This is a genomic window from Affinirhizobium capsici (assembly GCF_977018625.1).
This window is the reverse complement of the sequence record NZ_CDRNXD010000007.1, coordinates 199,372-215,084: the sequence shown is the minus strand read 5'-3', so window position 1 is coordinate 215,084 and position 15,713 is coordinate 199,372. Positions and strand designations below refer to the sequence as shown.

The 15,713-nt window shown below is 58.8% G+C and carries 15 protein-coding genes and 1 riboswitch; of the genes, 10 read left to right on the top strand and 5 right to left on the bottom strand.

Features of this window, described 5'->3' with window-relative positions:
• Positions 1-10: 10 nt before the first annotated feature.
• From AC0JZ1_RS19235 to AC0JZ1_RS19225, 3 genes are all read right to left on the bottom strand, one after another.
• The gene (locus tag AC0JZ1_RS19235) at positions 11-331 is read right to left on the bottom strand and encodes a chorismate mutase (RefSeq protein WP_471884051.1); all 321 of its coding nucleotides are present in this window, start codon (positions 329-331) and stop codon (positions 11-13) included.
• Between the two features lie 19 nt (positions 332-350).
• On the bottom strand, positions 351-1,922 hold the full coding sequence (gene ffh / locus AC0JZ1_RS19230; RefSeq protein WP_471884050.1) for a signal recognition particle protein: 1,572 nt from the start codon (positions 1,920-1,922) through the stop codon (positions 351-353).
• Positions 1,923-2,187: 265 nt separating this feature from the next.
• A complete protein-coding gene (locus tag AC0JZ1_RS19225) occupies positions 2,188-2,766 on the bottom strand; it encodes a hypothetical protein (RefSeq protein ID WP_471884049.1) in 579 nt (192 codons plus the stop codon).
• 140 nt (positions 2,767-2,906) lie between these two features.
• On the opposite strand from AC0JZ1_RS19225, the gene AC0JZ1_RS19220 reads away from it, so the two are divergent.
• The 5 genes from AC0JZ1_RS19220 (at position 2,907) to AC0JZ1_RS19200 (ending at position 8,078) form a co-directional block, all read left to right on the top strand.
• Complete coding sequence (locus tag AC0JZ1_RS19220) at positions 2,907-3,983, top strand: MBL fold metallo-hydrolase (RefSeq protein WP_471884048.1); 1,077 nt, start codon at positions 2,907-2,909, stop codon at positions 3,981-3,983.
• A 99-nt stretch (positions 3,984-4,082) separates the two neighbouring features.
• Positions 4,083-4,211: riboswitch (TPP riboswitch) on the top strand.
• Positions 4,212-4,301: 90 nt separating this feature from the next.
• Entirely contained in the window at positions 4,302-6,125 is a 1,824-nt protein-coding gene (gene thiC / locus AC0JZ1_RS19215) for a phosphomethylpyrimidine synthase ThiC (protein ID WP_471884047.1), read from the top strand.
• Complete coding sequence (gene thiO, locus AC0JZ1_RS19210; protein WP_471884046.1) at positions 6,126-7,106, top strand: glycine oxidase ThiO; 981 nt, start codon at positions 6,126-6,128, stop codon at positions 7,104-7,106. It begins immediately after the preceding gene.
• Positions 7,103-7,300, top strand: coding sequence for a sulfur carrier protein ThiS (thiS, locus tag AC0JZ1_RS19205; RefSeq protein ID WP_471884045.1), 198 nt, complete (start codon positions 7,103-7,105; stop codon positions 7,298-7,300). The genes thiO and thiS overlap by 4 nt, the downstream gene beginning before the upstream one ends.
• A gap of 1 nt (position 7,301) precedes the next feature.
• Positions 7,302-8,078 carry a thiazole synthase gene (locus AC0JZ1_RS19200; protein ID WP_471884044.1) on the top strand — a complete coding sequence of 259 codons (777 nt, stop codon included), beginning with the start codon at positions 7,302-7,304 and terminating at the stop codon, positions 8,076-8,078.
• A gap of 151 nt (positions 8,079-8,229) precedes the next feature.
• Here the strand turns inward: AC0JZ1_RS19200 and AC0JZ1_RS19195 are convergent, their stop codons facing one another.
• The gene (locus AC0JZ1_RS19195) at positions 8,230-8,523 is read right to left on the bottom strand and encodes a hypothetical protein (protein WP_471884043.1); all 294 of its coding nucleotides are present in this window, start codon (positions 8,521-8,523) and stop codon (positions 8,230-8,232) included.
• A 611-nt stretch (positions 8,524-9,134) separates the two neighbouring features.
• Positions 9,135-9,428 (bottom strand): hypothetical protein, encoded by a 294-nt coding sequence (locus tag AC0JZ1_RS19190; protein WP_471884042.1) that lies wholly within the window; start codon positions 9,426-9,428, stop codon positions 9,135-9,137.
• A gap of 1,193 nt (positions 9,429-10,621) precedes the next feature.
• Between AC0JZ1_RS19190 and dapF the strand changes: the two genes are divergently transcribed.
• Genes dapF through AC0JZ1_RS19165 form a run of 5 tightly spaced genes read left to right on the top strand, consistent with a single transcriptional unit; the run spans position 10,622 to position 15,713 of the window.
• The gene (gene dapF, locus AC0JZ1_RS19185) at positions 10,622-11,524 is read left to right on the top strand and encodes a diaminopimelate epimerase (RefSeq protein ID WP_471884041.1); all 903 of its coding nucleotides are present in this window, start codon (positions 10,622-10,624) and stop codon (positions 11,522-11,524) included.
• Positions 11,521-12,795 (top strand): tRNA (N(6)-L-threonylcarbamoyladenosine(37)-C(2))-methylthiotransferase MtaB, encoded by a 1,275-nt coding sequence (gene mtaB / locus AC0JZ1_RS19180; RefSeq protein WP_471884040.1) that lies wholly within the window; start codon positions 11,521-11,523, stop codon positions 12,793-12,795. The genes dapF and mtaB overlap by 4 nt, the downstream gene beginning before the upstream one ends.
• A gap of 15 nt (positions 12,796-12,810) precedes the next feature.
• Positions 12,811-14,421, top strand: a complete 1,611-nt coding sequence (ftsY, locus tag AC0JZ1_RS19175; protein WP_471884039.1) for a signal recognition particle-docking protein FtsY — start codon at positions 12,811-12,813, stop codon at positions 14,419-14,421.
• Between the two features lie 57 nt (positions 14,422-14,478).
• Positions 14,479-15,126, top strand: coding sequence for a septation protein A (locus AC0JZ1_RS19170; RefSeq protein ID WP_471884038.1), 648 nt, complete (start codon positions 14,479-14,481; stop codon positions 15,124-15,126).
• Positions 15,123-15,713 carry a DUF2585 domain-containing protein gene (locus AC0JZ1_RS19165; protein WP_471884037.1) on the top strand — a complete coding sequence of 197 codons (591 nt, stop codon included), beginning with the start codon at positions 15,123-15,125 and terminating at the stop codon, positions 15,711-15,713. Before AC0JZ1_RS19170 ends, AC0JZ1_RS19165 begins: the two co-directional genes overlap by 4 nt.

Here is a 15,713-nt window from a genome sequence, read left to right as displayed (position 1 = left end):
GAGGCCGCCGTCAGGCGGTCTTTTCGTTAACGCCGCCATGTTCGGCAGCAATGGCTTCATGGTGACGGATCACTTCCTTGATGATGAAATTCAGGAACTTCTCCGCAAAGTCCGGATCGAGTTCCGCGTCCTTTGCAAGGCGGCGCAAACGCTCGATCTGGTATTCCTCACGTGACGGGTCTGCCGGTGGCAGATCGTGCTGGGCTTTCAGAACGCCCACTTCCTTGGTGCAACGAAAGCGTTCTGCCAGCATGTGCACCAGTGCCGCATCGATATTGTCTATCGACTGGCGGTAGCGGCCCAGCTGTTCTTTGACTTTCGGATCGGTCATCCTGGCGTTCCTTCAAGCCTTATTTCTTCTTCGGGAAACCGGGCAGGCCCGGCATACCGCCAAGACCGGGAAGCTTCGCTCCACCAAGGCCAGGCAGGCCACCGCCACCCGGCAGGCCCGGCATGGAGCCCGGCTTGAAACCGGCGGCTTCCGCCTGCTTGGCCAACGCTTCCAGCTGCTTGGGGTCCATGTTGGAAAGATCCGGCATGCCGCCCATTCCCCCGCCCATGCCACCAAGTCCCATCTTACCGGCAAGGCCACCCATCAGCTGCTTCATCATGCCGCCTTTGCCTTTGCCGCCCATGGCTTTCATCATGTCGGCCATCTGGCGGTGCATCTTCAAAAGCTTGTTGATTTCAGCCGCATCCGTGCCGGAACCCGCAGCAATGCGCTTCTTGCGGGAATGCTTCAGCATATCCGGGTTGGCGCGCTCGGCCTTTGTCATGGATTGGATAATGGCGATCTGCCGGTCGAACAGCTTGTCGCTCATGCCGGAGGCGGCAAGCTTGTCCTTCATGCCAGCCATGCCCGGCATCATGCCCATAATGCCGCCCATGCCGCCCATGGCCTTCATCTGGCGAAGCTGATCGGCCAGGTCGTTCAGGTCGAACTTGCCCTTGGCCATCTTTTCGGCCATGGCGCGCGCCTTTTCGGCGTCAATATTTTCCGCAGCCTTTTCAACCAGCGAAACAATATCGCCCATGCCGAGAATGCGGTCGGCAATACGGCGCGGATGGAACTCATCGAGTTCCGTCATCTTCTCGCCGATACCGATGAGCTTGATCGGCTTGCCGGTGACGGCGCGCATGGAAAGGGCGGCACCGCCGCGTCCATCGCCATCCATACGGGTCAGCACGAGGCCTGTAATGCCCACGCGCTCATCGAAATTGCGCGCGAGGTTTACGGCGTCCTGACCGGTCAGCGAATCGGCCACCAGCAGAATTTCATGTGGCTTGGAGCGGGCCTTGATTTCGGCCATCTCCGCCATCAGCGGCTCGTCGATGTGCGTGCGACCCGCCGTATCGAGGATCACGATATCGTGGCCGCCGAGCTTTGCCGCCTGCACGGCGCGCGAAGCGATATCAGTAGGAGACTGGCCTGCAATGATGGGAAGCGTATCGACACCCGTCTGGATGCCGAGCTGGCGCAACTGCTCTTGTGCTGCCGGGCGGCGCGTGTCGAGCGATGCCATCAGCACCTTCTTGCGATCACGGTCCGTCAGGCGCTTGGCAATCTTGCCGGTGGTGGTGGTTTTACCCGAGCCCTGCAAGCCTACCATCATGATGACGACGGGCGAGGGCGCGTTCAAATCGATGGAAACGCCTTCGGAGCCCAGCATTTCGACCAGTTCGTCATGAACGATCTTCACGACCATCTGGCCGGGCTTGATCGACTTCAGAACGGATGCGCCAACGGCTTTCTCACGAACGCGATCGGTAAAGGAACGAACGACTTCCAGCGCCACGTCCGCTTCCAGAAGCGCACGGCGAACCTCGCGCATGGCCGCCGAGACATCGGCCTCGGAGAGCGCGCCACGGCCGGTCAGTCCACTCAAGATGGAGCCAAGACGGTCCTGGAGGTTTTCGAACATCGTTTCATCCTTCTAGACGTTGACCGGGGTAGACCGGAAACGTCGGGTCTCTGCTGCCGAAAAACAAGACGCATAGCCAAAAAGCACCCGAGGGCGCAACGCGCTGTCGGGTGTTGACCTCCGGGATCTGTTTATACCATTGCGGGTCCCGGTCGGCGGCTAAAGTACTTGCGACTTTCAGCAGATCGCGCCGCTTTAATAGGAGAAGCGGGTGTGAGTCAAGTGCGCAACGGCCGCAAAGGCCGGGCTTCTGGCCTTTGCGGTGCTACTTCTTGGCATAGCGTGCGGCATATTCAGCCTTAAAGCGGGCGAGCGTCGCATTCCACTTGAGAATGCCATCCGTGTCGCCTGCCATGCCTTGCTCGCGCATTTTGCCAACCCAATAAGCGCTGTCCTGGCTGTACTGGTAGACCGTCAGCCCGTGTTCTTTCAAAACCTCCTGCGGATCGATTTTTGCAGCCGTTGAAGCTTCCAGATGCCCTTGCACCCGCGCATAGTCCTCAAATGTCTTGAGTATGCGTTGCTTGCCGATCTGCTCAGCGCCCGTTGCGAATCGTCCTGAATTCGGATTGCTAAACAGCTCGCCATAAAGCGTGATCAGTTTGAAATCCTTGTCGTTCTTCAAGGCCTCGCCATAGTAGGTATTAAGATCGTCAAAGGTTTTGTCATCGATCTCCAGAACCTTGAGCACCTTTTCCTTATCCTCGTTATTGGCGAGGCGCGCGCTGGCGGCCGCCCATTCCTCAAAGCTCACGCCGTGGCGCGGTGCCGGCACATTCTGCGCAATAGCGGAAAGGGGTAGGGATGCAACAATGAGTACGGCAAGCAAATGCTTTAAAATCATGAACTGACTCCAGAGCTCTCTCGTAAGGTGCAGCAACTAGAAATGGGGTCGCGATCCTTCAAGGCGATCTTAAATTTGTCGCTTCAAGAGAATCTCGGCTTCTGCTTGTCGCCCCTTCACTCGCACCCTATAGATTCTCCATGAAACGACGGAATTTCCTCAAATTATCAGGTGTCGGCGGTCTTGCGCTGTTAAGCGGTGGGCTGCTCGCAGGGAGAGCAATGGCTGCGAACCGCTATTATAAGGGTCCGATATCGGATCATTTCGATGGAACGCGTTTCTTCAATCCGGGTGGAGAGGAACCAAAAGGCTTTGCGGGCCTGCTGAAATGGCGCTTCAACGGCAAGAGCGTGGATTGGCCGCAAACCTATCCCAGCCCCTTCGCAGGTGCCGTGCCGGAAAAGCGCGTCAGCGGTAATCGCCTTGTCGTTACCATGGTTGGCCATGCCTCCATGCTCATTCAGGTGGCGGGGCTCAACATCCTTACCGATCCTGTCTGGTCAGAGCGAACAAGCCCTGTCTCCTTTGCCGGTCCCAAGCGTGTCAATGAGCCGGGCATACGGCTGGACGATTTGCCAGCTATCGATATCGTGATTATCACCCACAACCACTACGATCATCTTGATCTGGATACTCTGAAGCGCATTCATGCCCTGCACCGCCCTCGCTATATCACCCCCCTTGGCAATGATGCGATCTTCGGGCCTGAGCTCGACGATCCGCGCATTACGGTCATGGATTGGGGCGCGAAGGATTATATCGGCAAGAACGTTCACATCCACTGCGAGCCCTGCCACCACTGGTCGGCACGCGGCTTGAATGACCGGCGCATGGCGCTGTGGGGTGCGTTTGTCATCGAAACCCATGCTGGTAAAATCTACCACATAGGCGATACCGGCTTCCACCAGGGCATCAATTACAAGGCCGCTGCCGAAAAGCACGGCAATTTCCGCCTCGCCATCCTGCCCATTGGGGCCTATGAGCCGCGCTGGTTCATGCAGGCGCAGCACCAGAACCCGGAGGAAGCGGTGGCGGGCATGCAGCTCGCCAAGGCGTCTTATGCCATCGGCCATCACTGGGGCACGGTGAAGCTCACGGATGAGGGGATCGAGGAGCCTCTGGCGGCGCTTTCTAATGCGCTTCAAGCGGCGCAAATCAAGCCGGAACGGTTTCGCGCCCTTCGCCCCGGCGAAGCCTTCGATGTTCCAGATGCGTAAGCCGACTTATCCATTATAGTCGAAAATGACTATCTAAGGTTGTTTATGCCCGTGCAAAGTCGGGCATTGACTTCCAGGAATTTGGCTCGCAAACTGCCGCTCATTCACCAGGGGTGTCCCGCAAGGGGCTGAGATTCCGCTGGGCTTGCTTTCAAAAGCAGGCAGCGCGGTGACCCGTTGAACCTGATCCAGTTCATACTGGCGTAGGGACGGTGCGAGCGCTTGATGTTTTGCGGGTTTTGCTGCCCTCAAATGGCGTCTTTCCATCTTTCCGGCTGACATGACTGGGTCTCCAACCTGAACACTTGGAGCCTCAAAATGAATATCGCCCCACAATTTCCGACCCCCGAAGTCACCACCGGCCCGCTGCCCGCCTCCACCAAGATCCATATTCCCGGCGAGTTGCACCCGGATCTGCGCGTGCCGCTCAGGCAGATCGCGCTTCACCCCACCTCAGGCGAGCCCCCGGTCAATGTCTACGATGCTTCCGGCCCCTATACGGACCCGGCCGTTTCCATCGATATCGAGAAGGGCTTGCCTCGCCTGCGTGAGAACTGGCTCGCCGCCCGTGGCGATACCGAGCTCTACGCTGGCCGTGATCTGAAGCCGGAAGACAACGGCTTCGTCAGCGCGGAAAAGGCCACCCCCGCTTTCCCCATCCAGCCTCGTCCGCGCCGCGCTATCGGCGGTAAAGCAGTAACCCAGCTTGCCTATGCGCGGGCGGGCATCATTACGCCGGAAATGGAATTCGTTGCGATCCGTGAAAACCTTGGCCGCAAGGCGCTCAAGGAGAAGCTGGAACGAGACGGTGAAAGCTTCGGCGCATCCATCCCCGATTATGTGACGCCGGAATTCGTGCGGCAGGAAGTGGCGCAGGGTCGCGCCATCATCCCCGCCAATATCAACCATCCTGAACTGGAGCCGATGGCGATTGGCCGCAATTTCCTGGTCAAGATCAACGCCAATATCGGCAATTCCGCCGTCACCTCCTCCATGGCGGAAGAGGTGGAAAAAATGGTCTGGGCCATCCGCTGGGGTGCCGATACGGTGATGGACCTCTCGACGGGCCGTAACATTCATAACATTCGCGACTGGATCATCCGCAACGCGCCGGTGCCCATCGGCACGGTCCCGCTCTATCAGGCGCTGGAAAAGGTCGGCGGCATTGCCGAGGATCTCACTTGGGAAGTCTTCCGCGATACGCTGATCGAGCAGGCGGAACAGGGCGTGGATTACTTCACCATCCACGCAGGTGTGCGGCTTCATTACATTCCGCTCACGGTCAATCGCGTCACGGGCATCGTTTCGCGCGGCGGCTCCATCATGGCCAAGTGGTGTCTGCATCACCACAAGGAAAGCTTCCTCTACGAACACTTCGACGAAATCTGCGATATTTGTCGCGCTTACGATGTGTCCTTCTCGCTCGGCGATGGCCTGCGCCCCGGCTCGATTGCCGATGCCAATGATGCAGCCCAGTTCGCGGAACTGGAAACGCTGGGCGAACTCACCAAGATTGCCTGGGCGAAGGATTGCCAGGTCATGATCGAAGGCCCCGGCCATGTTCCCATGCACAAGATCAAGGAGAATATGGACAAGCAGCTGAAGACCTGCGGCGAGGCTCCTTTCTACACGCTCGGGCCGCTCACCACGGATATCGCCCCCGGTTACGATCACATTACGTCGGGCATCGGCGCTGCCATGATTGGTTGGTATGGTACGGCCATGCTTTGCTATGTCACGCCGAAAGAGCATCTCGGCCTGCCAGACCGCGACGATGTGAAGGTCGGCGTCATTACCTATAAAATCGCGGCCCACGCGGCGGATCTCGCCAAGGGCCATCCGGCGGCACAGGTGCGGGATGATGCGCTGTCGCGGGCGCGGTTTGAATTCCGCTGGGAGGATCAGTTCAACCTCTCGCTCGATCCGGAAACGGCCCGCTCCTATCATGATGAAACCCTGCCGAAGGAAGCGCATAAGGTGGCGCATTTCTGCTCCATGTGCGGGCCTAAATTCTGCTCCATGCGCATCTCGCACGATATCCGCGCCGAGGCGCAGAAGGAGGGGTTGGAGGCCATGGCGGCGAAGTTCCGCGAAGGCGGCGATCTCTATATGCCCCTTCATGAGCCGGCTCAGGAGCAGTAAATGTCCATCCTCATCAAAGGGGCCGGTGTTGCCGGCCTCACATTGGCGCATGAGCTTCACCATCGCGGCTTTCATGTCACGGTTCATGATCGAAAGCCTGCGGCAGGGCTCGGTGCTTCCCACTATGCGGGGGGCATGCTTGCTCCGTGGTGCGAGCGTGAGGCAGCTTCGGAAGCGGTGCTGCAAATGGGGCTGTCGGCAGCAGACTGGTGGGATCGGGCAGTCCCCGGCCTTGTGGTGCGCAAAGGCACGCTCGTTGTCACCCCCAATCGTGACAGGGGCGAGCTGGAACGCTTTGCACGGCGCACCAGCGGTTTCGAATGGCTGGATGAGGCGGGAATCGCGGCTCTGGAACCATCCCTTTCCGGCCGCTTCCGCCGCGCACTTTTCTTCCCCTGCGAAGCGCATCTTGATCCGCGTCTAGCCTTGGCAAAGCTTGCCGAAACATTGGCTTCCTCAGGCGTTCGCTTCACTCATGCAGATAATTCACCCTCCATCCAGGAAGGTGAGATTGAGGTGGATTGCACCGGTGCCGCCGCCATTGGCACAATTGAGGGCTTACGCGGCGTGCGCGGCGAAATGCTGATGCTGCATGCGCCGGATGTTCACCTCAGCCGAACCGTGCGCGTGCTGCATCCGCGCCACCCGGTCTATATCGTTCCGCGTGGGGAGGGGCGTTACATGCTGGGGGCCACCATGGTGGAAGCCAATGACGATGCGCCGGTGAGCGCCCGTTCCGCCATGGAACTGCTGAACACCGCCTATACGCTGGACCCGGCCTTTGGCGAGGCGCGCATTCTTGAGCTTGGCGCAGGCGTTCGCCCCGCCTTTGCCGATAATATGCCGCGTGTTCTGCAAACCCCGAACGGATTGGCCATTGCCGGGCTTTACCGGCACGGCTTTCTGCTCGCCCCTTCGCTCGCCCGCCAAGCGGCGGATATGCTCGACCACACTCTCAATACGCGGAGACTGACCGCATGAAACTCATCGTTAACGGCGAAACCCACGAGCTTTCCGTCTCAACACTCACCGACCTTCTATCCGCGCTGGAATATGAGGGCGAGTGGCTGGCAACGGCGGTGAATGCGGAACTGGTTCATCGTGAGGAGAGAGAGCATTTCCGCCTCACGGAGGGAGACAGCATCGAGGTGCTTTCCCCAAGGCAGGGAGGTTGAAATGACACTGGAACTCTACGGCAAAACCGTCCAATCCCGCCTTCTTCTCGGCACGGCCCGTTACCCCTCGCCAGATGATCTGGCGCAGGCGGTCAGCCAATCGGGCTCAGAAATCGTCACTGTTTCGCTTCGGCGCGAAACGGCAGGTGCGCGAACCGGCGGTGCGTTCTTTGATCTCATCCGGCAACTGGGCGTTCATGTCCTGCCAAACACAGCGGGTTGTCATACGGTCAAGGAAGCCGTTTTGACGGCACGCATGGCCCGCGATCTCTTCGCCACCCAATGGATCAAGCTGGAACTCATCGGCCATCAGGATACGCTGCAACCGGATGTCTTCCAGCTGGTGGAAGCAGCCCGCATTCTCTGCGAGGATGGGTTCGACGTCTTCCCCTATACGACGGATGATCTGGTGGTGGGCGAACGTCTGCTGGAAGCGGGCTGTCAGCTTCTCATGCCCTGGTGCGCGCCCATCGGCAGTGCTCTTGGGCCGCAAAACATCCATGGGCTGCGGGCCATGCGGGCAGAGTTTCCGGATATCCCCCTGATCGTCGATGCCGGTATCGGACGTCCCTCCCACGCCACAAGCGTCATGGAACTGGGTTTCGATGCCGTGCTGCTCAATACAGCCGTCTCCGGTGCCGATCAACCCGCAACCATGGCCAAGGCTTTCGCACTGGCCATCGAAGCGGGCAGGCTCGGCTTCTCGGCAGGTTTGCTGGAACCACGCGATATGGCGGTTCCTTCCACGCCGGTCATCGGCAAGGCGGTGTTCGTGTAGTTTGTTTCTGTGTTCGCGAAAGATAGCCCCCTCTGTCCGGCCGGATGCCAGGGCGAAACGCGCGTCTCAATCTGGCAAGGAAGAGGGGGTAAAGCGGCAGGCTCAAACCTTTGCGTCGTGTGCTATGGGCTCCGTTTTGACCCAGGGCTCCTTAGTCCTTCAAAGGAAGCAGGGTCTGGCTTGGCTGGACACTGGCGATACCGCTTAACTCTTCATGGCTGAGAGCATCCTGTCTTGCGCCTTGCCGTCGCGCGGACTGAAAACCTTCCACAACCGGCTGGCGAAAGCCTCGGCCCCAACGCTGCCCAATCCCGCGCCACGACAGCAGCAGCCTCAATACACATAATACGAACCCCGGTGGAATGATGAGCCATAGCGCCTTGATGGCATCCGGGGATTCGCGGAAGGTGGCGAGTAGATCGGCTGCAAAACTGTAATTATCCATGGCCTGATGGCTCCCGTCGGCGGGTACGGCATGAGCTTAAGGCAAGCCAGTATAAACCGGCGCAGCCCAATAGCGCGTGACGCAACACACGAAACAAGAACGGGTTTGGCACGCCAAAGGCCAGTTGCTTGGGTAAGGCCCCTGGCGGCCGGGGAGCTAGAAAGCCGATAGTAAACGACCGCCCCAACCTTTAGGTGCAAGCACCTTGGACATGCGTCGGGGCCTCCCCAGCCATAGAAGGTGGAGAGCTTATAAGGCAAGCTCATACACTCAGCCACCGATTAGTGGCCAAGAGGGCATCTCATATCGCGGATGCCAGCCGTTACTATTGGGGTTTCTATGCCCCAGGACAGACCCGTTTAAGTCAGTCCCACAACCAAGTTATATCACTATAGTTGTGGCATCCACTACAAGATGTCAGGGATTTTTTCCGTGGATGCACATGCAATCACGCTCTTCTCCGCTCATGTCGCGCGGTACACGACGCCATGCTTGCAGGTGTAAGCGGCAGGCTCAAACCTTTGCGTCGGGCACTATGAGCCACCGCCCCAATGCGCGACGCTATTTATACATCAGAAGCGCTAAGTGGCGGTTGGCCGCCAAGCACCCCTTCATTCCTTCAAGCGAAGCAGGGTCTGGCTTGGCTGGACACTATCGATACCGCTTAACTCTTCATGGCTGAGAGCATCCTGTCTTGCACCTTGCCGTCGCGCGGACTGAAAACCTTCCACCACCGGCTGGCGAAAGCCTCGGCCCCAACGCTGCCCAATCCCGCGCCACGACAGCAGCAGCCTCAATACACATAATACGAACCCCGGTGGAATGATGAGCCATAGCGCCTTGATGGCATCCGGGGATTCGCGGAAGGTGGCGAGTAGATCGGCTGCGAAACTATAATCATCCATGGCCTGGTGGCTCCCGGTCGGCGGGTGCGGCTTGGGCTTGAGGCAAGCCAGCACAAACCGGCGCAGCCTGACGGCGCGTGACGCAACACACGAAACACGAACGAAGGGTTTGGCACGCCAAAGGCCAGTTGCTTGGGTAAGGCCCCTGGCGGCCGGGGAGTTAGAAAAATCGCCAACAAACGACCGCCCTGACCTTTAGGTGCAAGCACCTTGGACATACGTCAGGGCCTCCCCAGCCATAGAAGGTGGAGAGCTTATAAGACAAGCTCACGCACTCAGCCACCAAAGAATGGCTGAGAGGGCATCTCATGCGGTGGATGCCAGCCGTCGTTGGAGGGGTTTTCTACGCCCCAGGACAGACCCGTTCAAGCCGGTCCCACAACCACGTTATGTCACTGCGGTTGTGGCATCCACTGCAAGATGTGAGGGATTTTTTCCGTGGATGCGCATGCAATCACGCTCTCCCGCCGCGCACGTCCGCCATCCTCACGCCAACCCCATCAATCACTTAGCGTTTTTCCATACACCACGCTCAAAACCTGTGTTTCAATTTGCCCGTTCCGCAACGGTTACACCAGCAGGCGTGCTGGCGATGCGGGGCCGGCGCGGGTGTGAGAGGCAAGACGCAAAACTCTCATGTCCGGGTGCGCGGAAAATGGTCTCCCTCTGGCGACAACGGGGGAAGCGGTCAGGCGTCGGACGTCAGCCTGTCTCTTCATCTCCGAAGGAGCGCGCCGGGCGTGCCTGTGCGGCACACATGGGGAAGGGTGAGGGAAAGCTTCGCCGTCTGGGTCCGACTGGTTTTCCGGTCAGGCGGCGGTCAAAAGCTAAAGCTCATTCTTCTAGGCAGAGAGACTGGAGTCGCGTGCATAAACCGCTGAACGGGGCGCTGAGAGGTGTCACTTACTAACTACCATACGAGGCAGCTTTTCGCGCCCCGGCCGAACAAGCACCACAGCACGGGCTGAAACGCCGCGTGAATATTGGCGTTTGGGCACAGATCAGGCCCGCACTATACTGGAAACAGCCGCCATTTTCCGCCATATAAAGCATGTTGCGCAAAAGTGTGCAGCGGTTTTGCGCTAACAACATGCGATAAAACAAAAACTTAAAGCGTGGAGAGCGAATCTGAGAGATCGCGACGCGCTTTAGGACCGAAGGTGCAGGCTTTCCTGCAAGGCAAGGTGGCGTCAATGAGTGCAGTGGTCGAATTCGCGAAGATGAACGGGCTTGGCAACAAGATTCTGGTTGTCGATATGCGTGGCCGCACCGACCGCGTGACACCTGAAGCCGCCATTGCCCTTGCCGCCGATCCGGCCACCAATTTCGATCAGATCATGGCGATCCATGATCCGAAGCTTTCTGGCACGGATGCCTATATCGATATTGTCAATTGCGATGGCACGCGGGCGCAGGCTTGCGGCAATGGCACGCGCTGCGTGGTGCAGGCGCTTTCTGCGGAAACAGGCCGCAAGCTTTTCACCTTCCAGACGCTGGCTGGCATTTTGAACGCGGAAGAACATGCCGATGGCACCATTTCCGTCGATATGGGCAAGCCGGTTTTTGAGTGGGACAGGATCCCTCTTTCGGAAGAATTCTTCGATACCAGCCGCATCGAGCTGCAAATCGGCCCGATCGATCAGCCGATCCTGCATTCGCCCTCCGTCATGTCCATGGGCAATCCGCACGCCATTTTCTGGGTGGATCGCGATCCGATGTCCTTCGAGCTGGAGCGTTTCGGTCCCCTTCTCGAAAATCACCCGATGTTCCCGGAAAAGGCCAATATAACGCTGGCGCATGTCACCTCGCGCAATGAAATGGTCACCCGCACTTGGGAGCGTGGCGCTGGCCTTACGCTGGCCTGCGGTTCCGCTGCCTGTTCCGCCGGCGTTTCCGGTGCCCGCACGGGTCGCACGGAGCGCAAGGTGGATATCATCGTGGCCTCAAGCCCCAATCGCGGCAAGCTCTCCATTGAATGGCGGCAGGATGATCATGTCATCATGACAGGACCGGCGGAATGGGAGTGGTCTGGCCGTCTCGATCCGCTTTGGGGATCCTTCGAGCGCGATGAAGCCGCTGAGGTGCAGGCCCAGTGAGCGGTGTCGAAGTCATCACCTTCGGTTGCCGTCTCAACACTTACGAATCCGAAGTCATGCGGTCAGAGGCGGAAAAAGCTGGCTTGAACAATGCCATCCTGGTCAACACCTGCGCCGTCACGGGCGAAGCGGTGCGGCAGGCGCGTCAGGCCATTCGCCGTGCGCGGCGGCAAAACCCTCATGCGCGGATCATCGTCACCGGCTGCGCTGCCCAGACAGAAGCCGCCACCTTTGGCGAAATGCCGGAAGTGGATGCCGTTCTTGGCAATGAGGAAAAGCTGAAAAGCACCTCTTACCGGGCGCTGCCGGATTTTGGCGTCGCGGCGGAAGAGAAGCTTCGCGTCAACGATATCATGAGCGTGAAGGCCACTGCCCCCCAAATGGTCAAGCACATTGATGGGCATGTGCGGGCGTTCATTCAGGTGCAGAACGGCTGTGACCACCGCTGCACTTTCTGCATCATTCCTTACGGTCGCGGCAATTCCCGCTCGGTTCCCATGGGTGCCGTGGTCGATCAGGCCCGCAAGCTGGTGGCGGAAGGCTATCGAGAGATTGTGCTGACGGGGGTGGATGCCACAAGCTATGGTGCTGACCTGCCCGGGACGCCGACGCTCGGTCTGCTCGCCAAAACACTGCTCAAACAGGTGCCGGATATCCGCCGTTTGCGGCTTTCCTCCATCGATAGCATCGAGGCAGATAGCCATCTGTTCGATCTTCTGGCCGATGAACCGCGCTTCATGCCACATCTGCATCTCTCCTTGCAGCATGGCGATGACATGATTCTAAAGCGCATGAAGCGGCGGCATTCCAGCGCGGATGCACTGGCCTTCGTGGAGCAGGTGCGCCGTCTTCGCCCGGAAGTGACATTCGGTGCGGATATGATTGCGGGCTTCCCGACGGAAACGGAGGAGATGTTCACCAACGCGCTTGCCCACGCAGAAGCGTGCGGGCTTTCCTTCCTGCATGTCTTTCCCTATAGCCCACGTCCCGGCACGCCTGCGGCTCGTATGCCGCAACTGGATCGGGCGCTGGTAAAGGAACGGGCCGCGCGCTTGCGCGTTCGCGGTGAGGAACTGCTGAATACGCATCTCTCCCGCATGGTCGGCACGCAGCAGACCATTTTGGTGGAAATGAGCGGCTACGGACATACGGAAAACTTTTCGCTGGTGGCAGCGCCGGATCTGAGGCCACGCGATATGGTCTCGGTCACGATTACGGGCCACAACGGCAAACATCTGACAATGCAAGTCAACGCTGCTGAAGCGGCGTGACGGAACGGATCATTCATGGCGCTGGGTTTCATCAAAAAAGTCTTCACCTTCGGCAAGGACAAGACACCTGCCGATGCCGCTTCCCCGGAAGCGGAACTTTCAGCGGAAGACAAGGCTGCACTCGCCTCTGAAATCGAACCGCATGCGCGTGAGGAGGATCTTCCTCTCTCACCTGTCGATCCCGTTGCCGGGGCAGAGATGGAAACGGCAGGCGGTCCTTCCGATGATGATGAAGTTGTCGAGCCGGAGCTGATCCCTTCCGGCGAAATGCCCGGTGAATTGGGCATGGTGCCGCTGTCTTTGCTGCAGGCGGAAGCGGAGGCTGAGGTTGATGGTGTCGCAAGTGACGCCCCTGTTGCTGGCCAAGGTACACCCCCCTCTGTCCTGCCGGACATCTCCCCCTCAAGGGGGGAGATCGACTCGTTGCAACGTGAACATCCTCTTGCTGAGGCTCCAATCGTTGCGCCGCGTTCAAACGAGGTAAAATCATTTGAAGCGGGAGATGTAGAGCAAAACAGAAGCTCGGAATCGATCCCCCCCCTTGAGGTGGGGTCCGAAGGACGGGGCGAGACGAGTGGCTCGACCCTGGACACAGGCAGACCAGAGGGGGGTGAGGCAACACCCACAGTTCCCGCCGAACCAACGCTCCCCAAAGGCTTCGCCACCCGCAAGGAGGTCATCCCCGTCGAAGCAGCACCAGAGGTCAAGCTCTCGTGGTTCCAGCGCTTGCGGCAGGGCCTGTCGCGCACCTCTGCCCAGCTAACGGGCCAGATCACGGCGCTGTTCACCAAGCGCAAGCTGGATGAAGCCACACTGGAAGAGCTGGAAGACCTGCTCATTCAGGCAGATCTTGGCGTCGAAACGGCCATGCGCATTGCCGATACGCTTTCATCCGAACGCTACGGCAAGGACGTGACGGGTGAGGATGTCTCGCGCATCATGTCGGCGGAAATTACCAAGGTTCTGGCACCAGTCGCCAAGCCGCTGGAGCTTGATCTTTCCCATAAGCCGCATGTCATTCTCGTCGTCGGCGTCAACGGCACGGGCAAAACCACCACCATCGGCAAACTGGCGGCAAAGCTTTCCGGCTCTGGCCTCAAGGTCATGCTGGCGGCAGGCGATACCTTCCGTGCCGCTGCCATCGAGCAGTTGAAGATCTGGGCAGACCGCACAGGCTCGGATTTCATCGGCACCAAACTGGGAGCAGATGCCGCAGGTCTGGCCTACGATGCTTTCGAGCAGGCCAAAGCGCGCAAATCGGATGTTCTCATCATCGATACGGCAGGCCGTCTGCAAAACAAGGCCGAGCTGATGTCCGAGCTGGAAAAGATCGTGCGCGTTCTCGGCAAGCTTGACCCCGAAGCGCCGCACACCGTGTTGCAAACGCTGGATGCAACGACCGGCCAGAACGCCATGAACCAAGTGGAAATCTTCCGCAACGTAGCGGGTGTCAGCGGCCTCATCATGACCAAGCTGGATGGCACGGCACGCGGCGGTATTCTCGTTGCCATTGCCGCCAAGCACAAGCTGCCTGTCTATTTCATCGGTGTCGGTGAAGGCATTGACGATCTCGAACCTTTTGAGGCTGAAGATTTCGCCCATGCCATTGCCGGTGTGGCCCATTGATGCCACAGAGACCGCGTTAAATTTTCTCATCCGAAGACGATATCGAGAACCACGTTCATGCAGAGCTTTGACAGCGATACCACTCCAAACCGGCAGGAAAAGGAACATCCGGGGCTGAAGCTTGCCCTGGAGCTTGGGCCGCTGCTGGTCTTCTTCTTCGCCAATCTGCGGGGCGAATGGCTCGTTTCAAAATTTCCGGTTCTCTCCACGCTGGGCGGGCCGCTGCTGGTGGCAACGGGACTGTTCATGGCGGCGACGGTGATTTCGCTGATTGTCTCGAAGATCGTCTTCAAGCATCTGCCTGTCATGCCCTTCGTGTCTGGTGTGGTTGTCGTCATTTTCGGTGGGCTCTCCATCTGGCTGCAGGATGAAACCTTCATCAAGATGAAGCCGACCATCGTGAACACGCTGTTTGGCGTTACGCTGCTTGTCGGGCTGTTCTTCGGGAAGTCTCTGCTCGGCTATGTGTTCAACGCAGCCTTCCAGCTCACACCGGAAGGCTGGCAGAAGCTCACCCTCCGCTGGGGCGTGTTCTTCCTATTCCTCGCCATCCTCAACGAAGTTGTGTGGCGTAATTTCTCCGATGCGACCTGGGTAAACTTCAAAGTCTGGGGCACCATGCCCATCACCATCGCCTTCACGCTCGCCCAGATGCCGCTTATCATGAAGCATTCGATTGAACAGGATGCGAGCAAGAAGCCATGAGCCTTGCCAACGTGTCCTCTCCATCTCGCAGCAGCCAGCATTACTGGTTCGCCGTCGCCCTCATTCTGCTGGCAGTGCAGGTGCTGGCGGAACACTTCATGGGCCGGGTGTGGATATGCACTTGCGGATACGTGAAGCTGTTCGAACCGGGTGTGAATACGCCCGGAAATTCGCAGCATCTGGCGGATTGGTACACGCCATCGCACATCATCCACGGCTTCCTGTTCTATGGACTGGCCTGGGTGCTTTTGCGCAAAGCCTCGTTTGCCAAACGCCTCAGCCTCGCAGTCTTCATCGAAGCGGCCTGGGAGCTTCTGGAAAACTCACCGATTATTATCGATCGCTACCGCTCAGCCACCATGGCCATTGGCTATGAGGGTGACAGCATTCTGAACTCGGCCATGGACACGGTGTTCATGGCGCTCGGCTTTCTGTTTGCCGCCCGCGCACCAATCTGGCTGACGTTGATCGTCGCAATTTTGTTCGAGATTTTCACCGGCTGGCTGATTCGTGATAATCTGACGCTCAACGTGCTGATGCTCGTCTATCCGCTGGATGCGGTCAGGGCTTGGCAGGGCGCGCTGTAA

Excerpts from the sequence above, each read along its gene's own strand:
- AC0JZ1_RS19235 (WP_471884051.1), bottom strand. The coding sequence starts at position 331 with ATGACCGATCCGAAAGTCAAAGAACAGCTGGGCCGCTACCGCCAGTCG.
- ffh (WP_471884050.1), bottom strand. The coding sequence starts at position 1,922 with ATGTTCGAAAACCTCCAGGACCGTCTTGGCTCCATCTTGAGTGGACTG.
- AC0JZ1_RS19225 (WP_471884049.1), bottom strand. The coding sequence starts at position 2,766 with ATGATTTTAAAGCATTTGCTTGCCGTACTCATTGTTGCATCCCTACCC.
- AC0JZ1_RS19220 (WP_471884048.1), top strand. The coding sequence starts at position 2,907 with ATGAAACGACGGAATTTCCTCAAATTATCAGGTGTCGGCGGTCTTGCG.
- thiC (WP_471884047.1), top strand. The coding sequence starts at position 4,302 with ATGAATATCGCCCCACAATTTCCGACCCCCGAAGTCACCACCGGCCCG.
- thiO (WP_471884046.1), top strand. The coding sequence starts at position 6,126 with ATGTCCATCCTCATCAAAGGGGCCGGTGTTGCCGGCCTCACATTGGCG.
- thiS (WP_471884045.1), top strand. The coding sequence starts at position 7,103 with ATGAAACTCATCGTTAACGGCGAAACCCACGAGCTTTCCGTCTCAACA.
- AC0JZ1_RS19200 (WP_471884044.1), top strand. The coding sequence starts at position 7,302 with ATGACACTGGAACTCTACGGCAAAACCGTCCAATCCCGCCTTCTTCTC.
- AC0JZ1_RS19195 (WP_471884043.1), bottom strand. The coding sequence starts at position 8,523 with ATGGATAATTACAGTTTTGCAGCCGATCTACTCGCCACCTTCCGCGAA.
- AC0JZ1_RS19190 (WP_471884042.1), bottom strand. The coding sequence starts at position 9,428 with ATGGATGATTATAGTTTCGCAGCCGATCTACTCGCCACCTTCCGCGAA.
- dapF (WP_471884041.1), top strand. The coding sequence starts at position 10,622 with ATGAGTGCAGTGGTCGAATTCGCGAAGATGAACGGGCTTGGCAACAAG.
- ftsY (WP_471884039.1), top strand. The coding sequence starts at position 12,811 with ATGGCGCTGGGTTTCATCAAAAAAGTCTTCACCTTCGGCAAGGACAAG.
- AC0JZ1_RS19170 (WP_471884038.1), top strand. The coding sequence starts at position 14,479 with ATGCAGAGCTTTGACAGCGATACCACTCCAAACCGGCAGGAAAAGGAA.
- AC0JZ1_RS19165 (WP_471884037.1), top strand. The coding sequence starts at position 15,123 with ATGAGCCTTGCCAACGTGTCCTCTCCATCTCGCAGCAGCCAGCATTAC.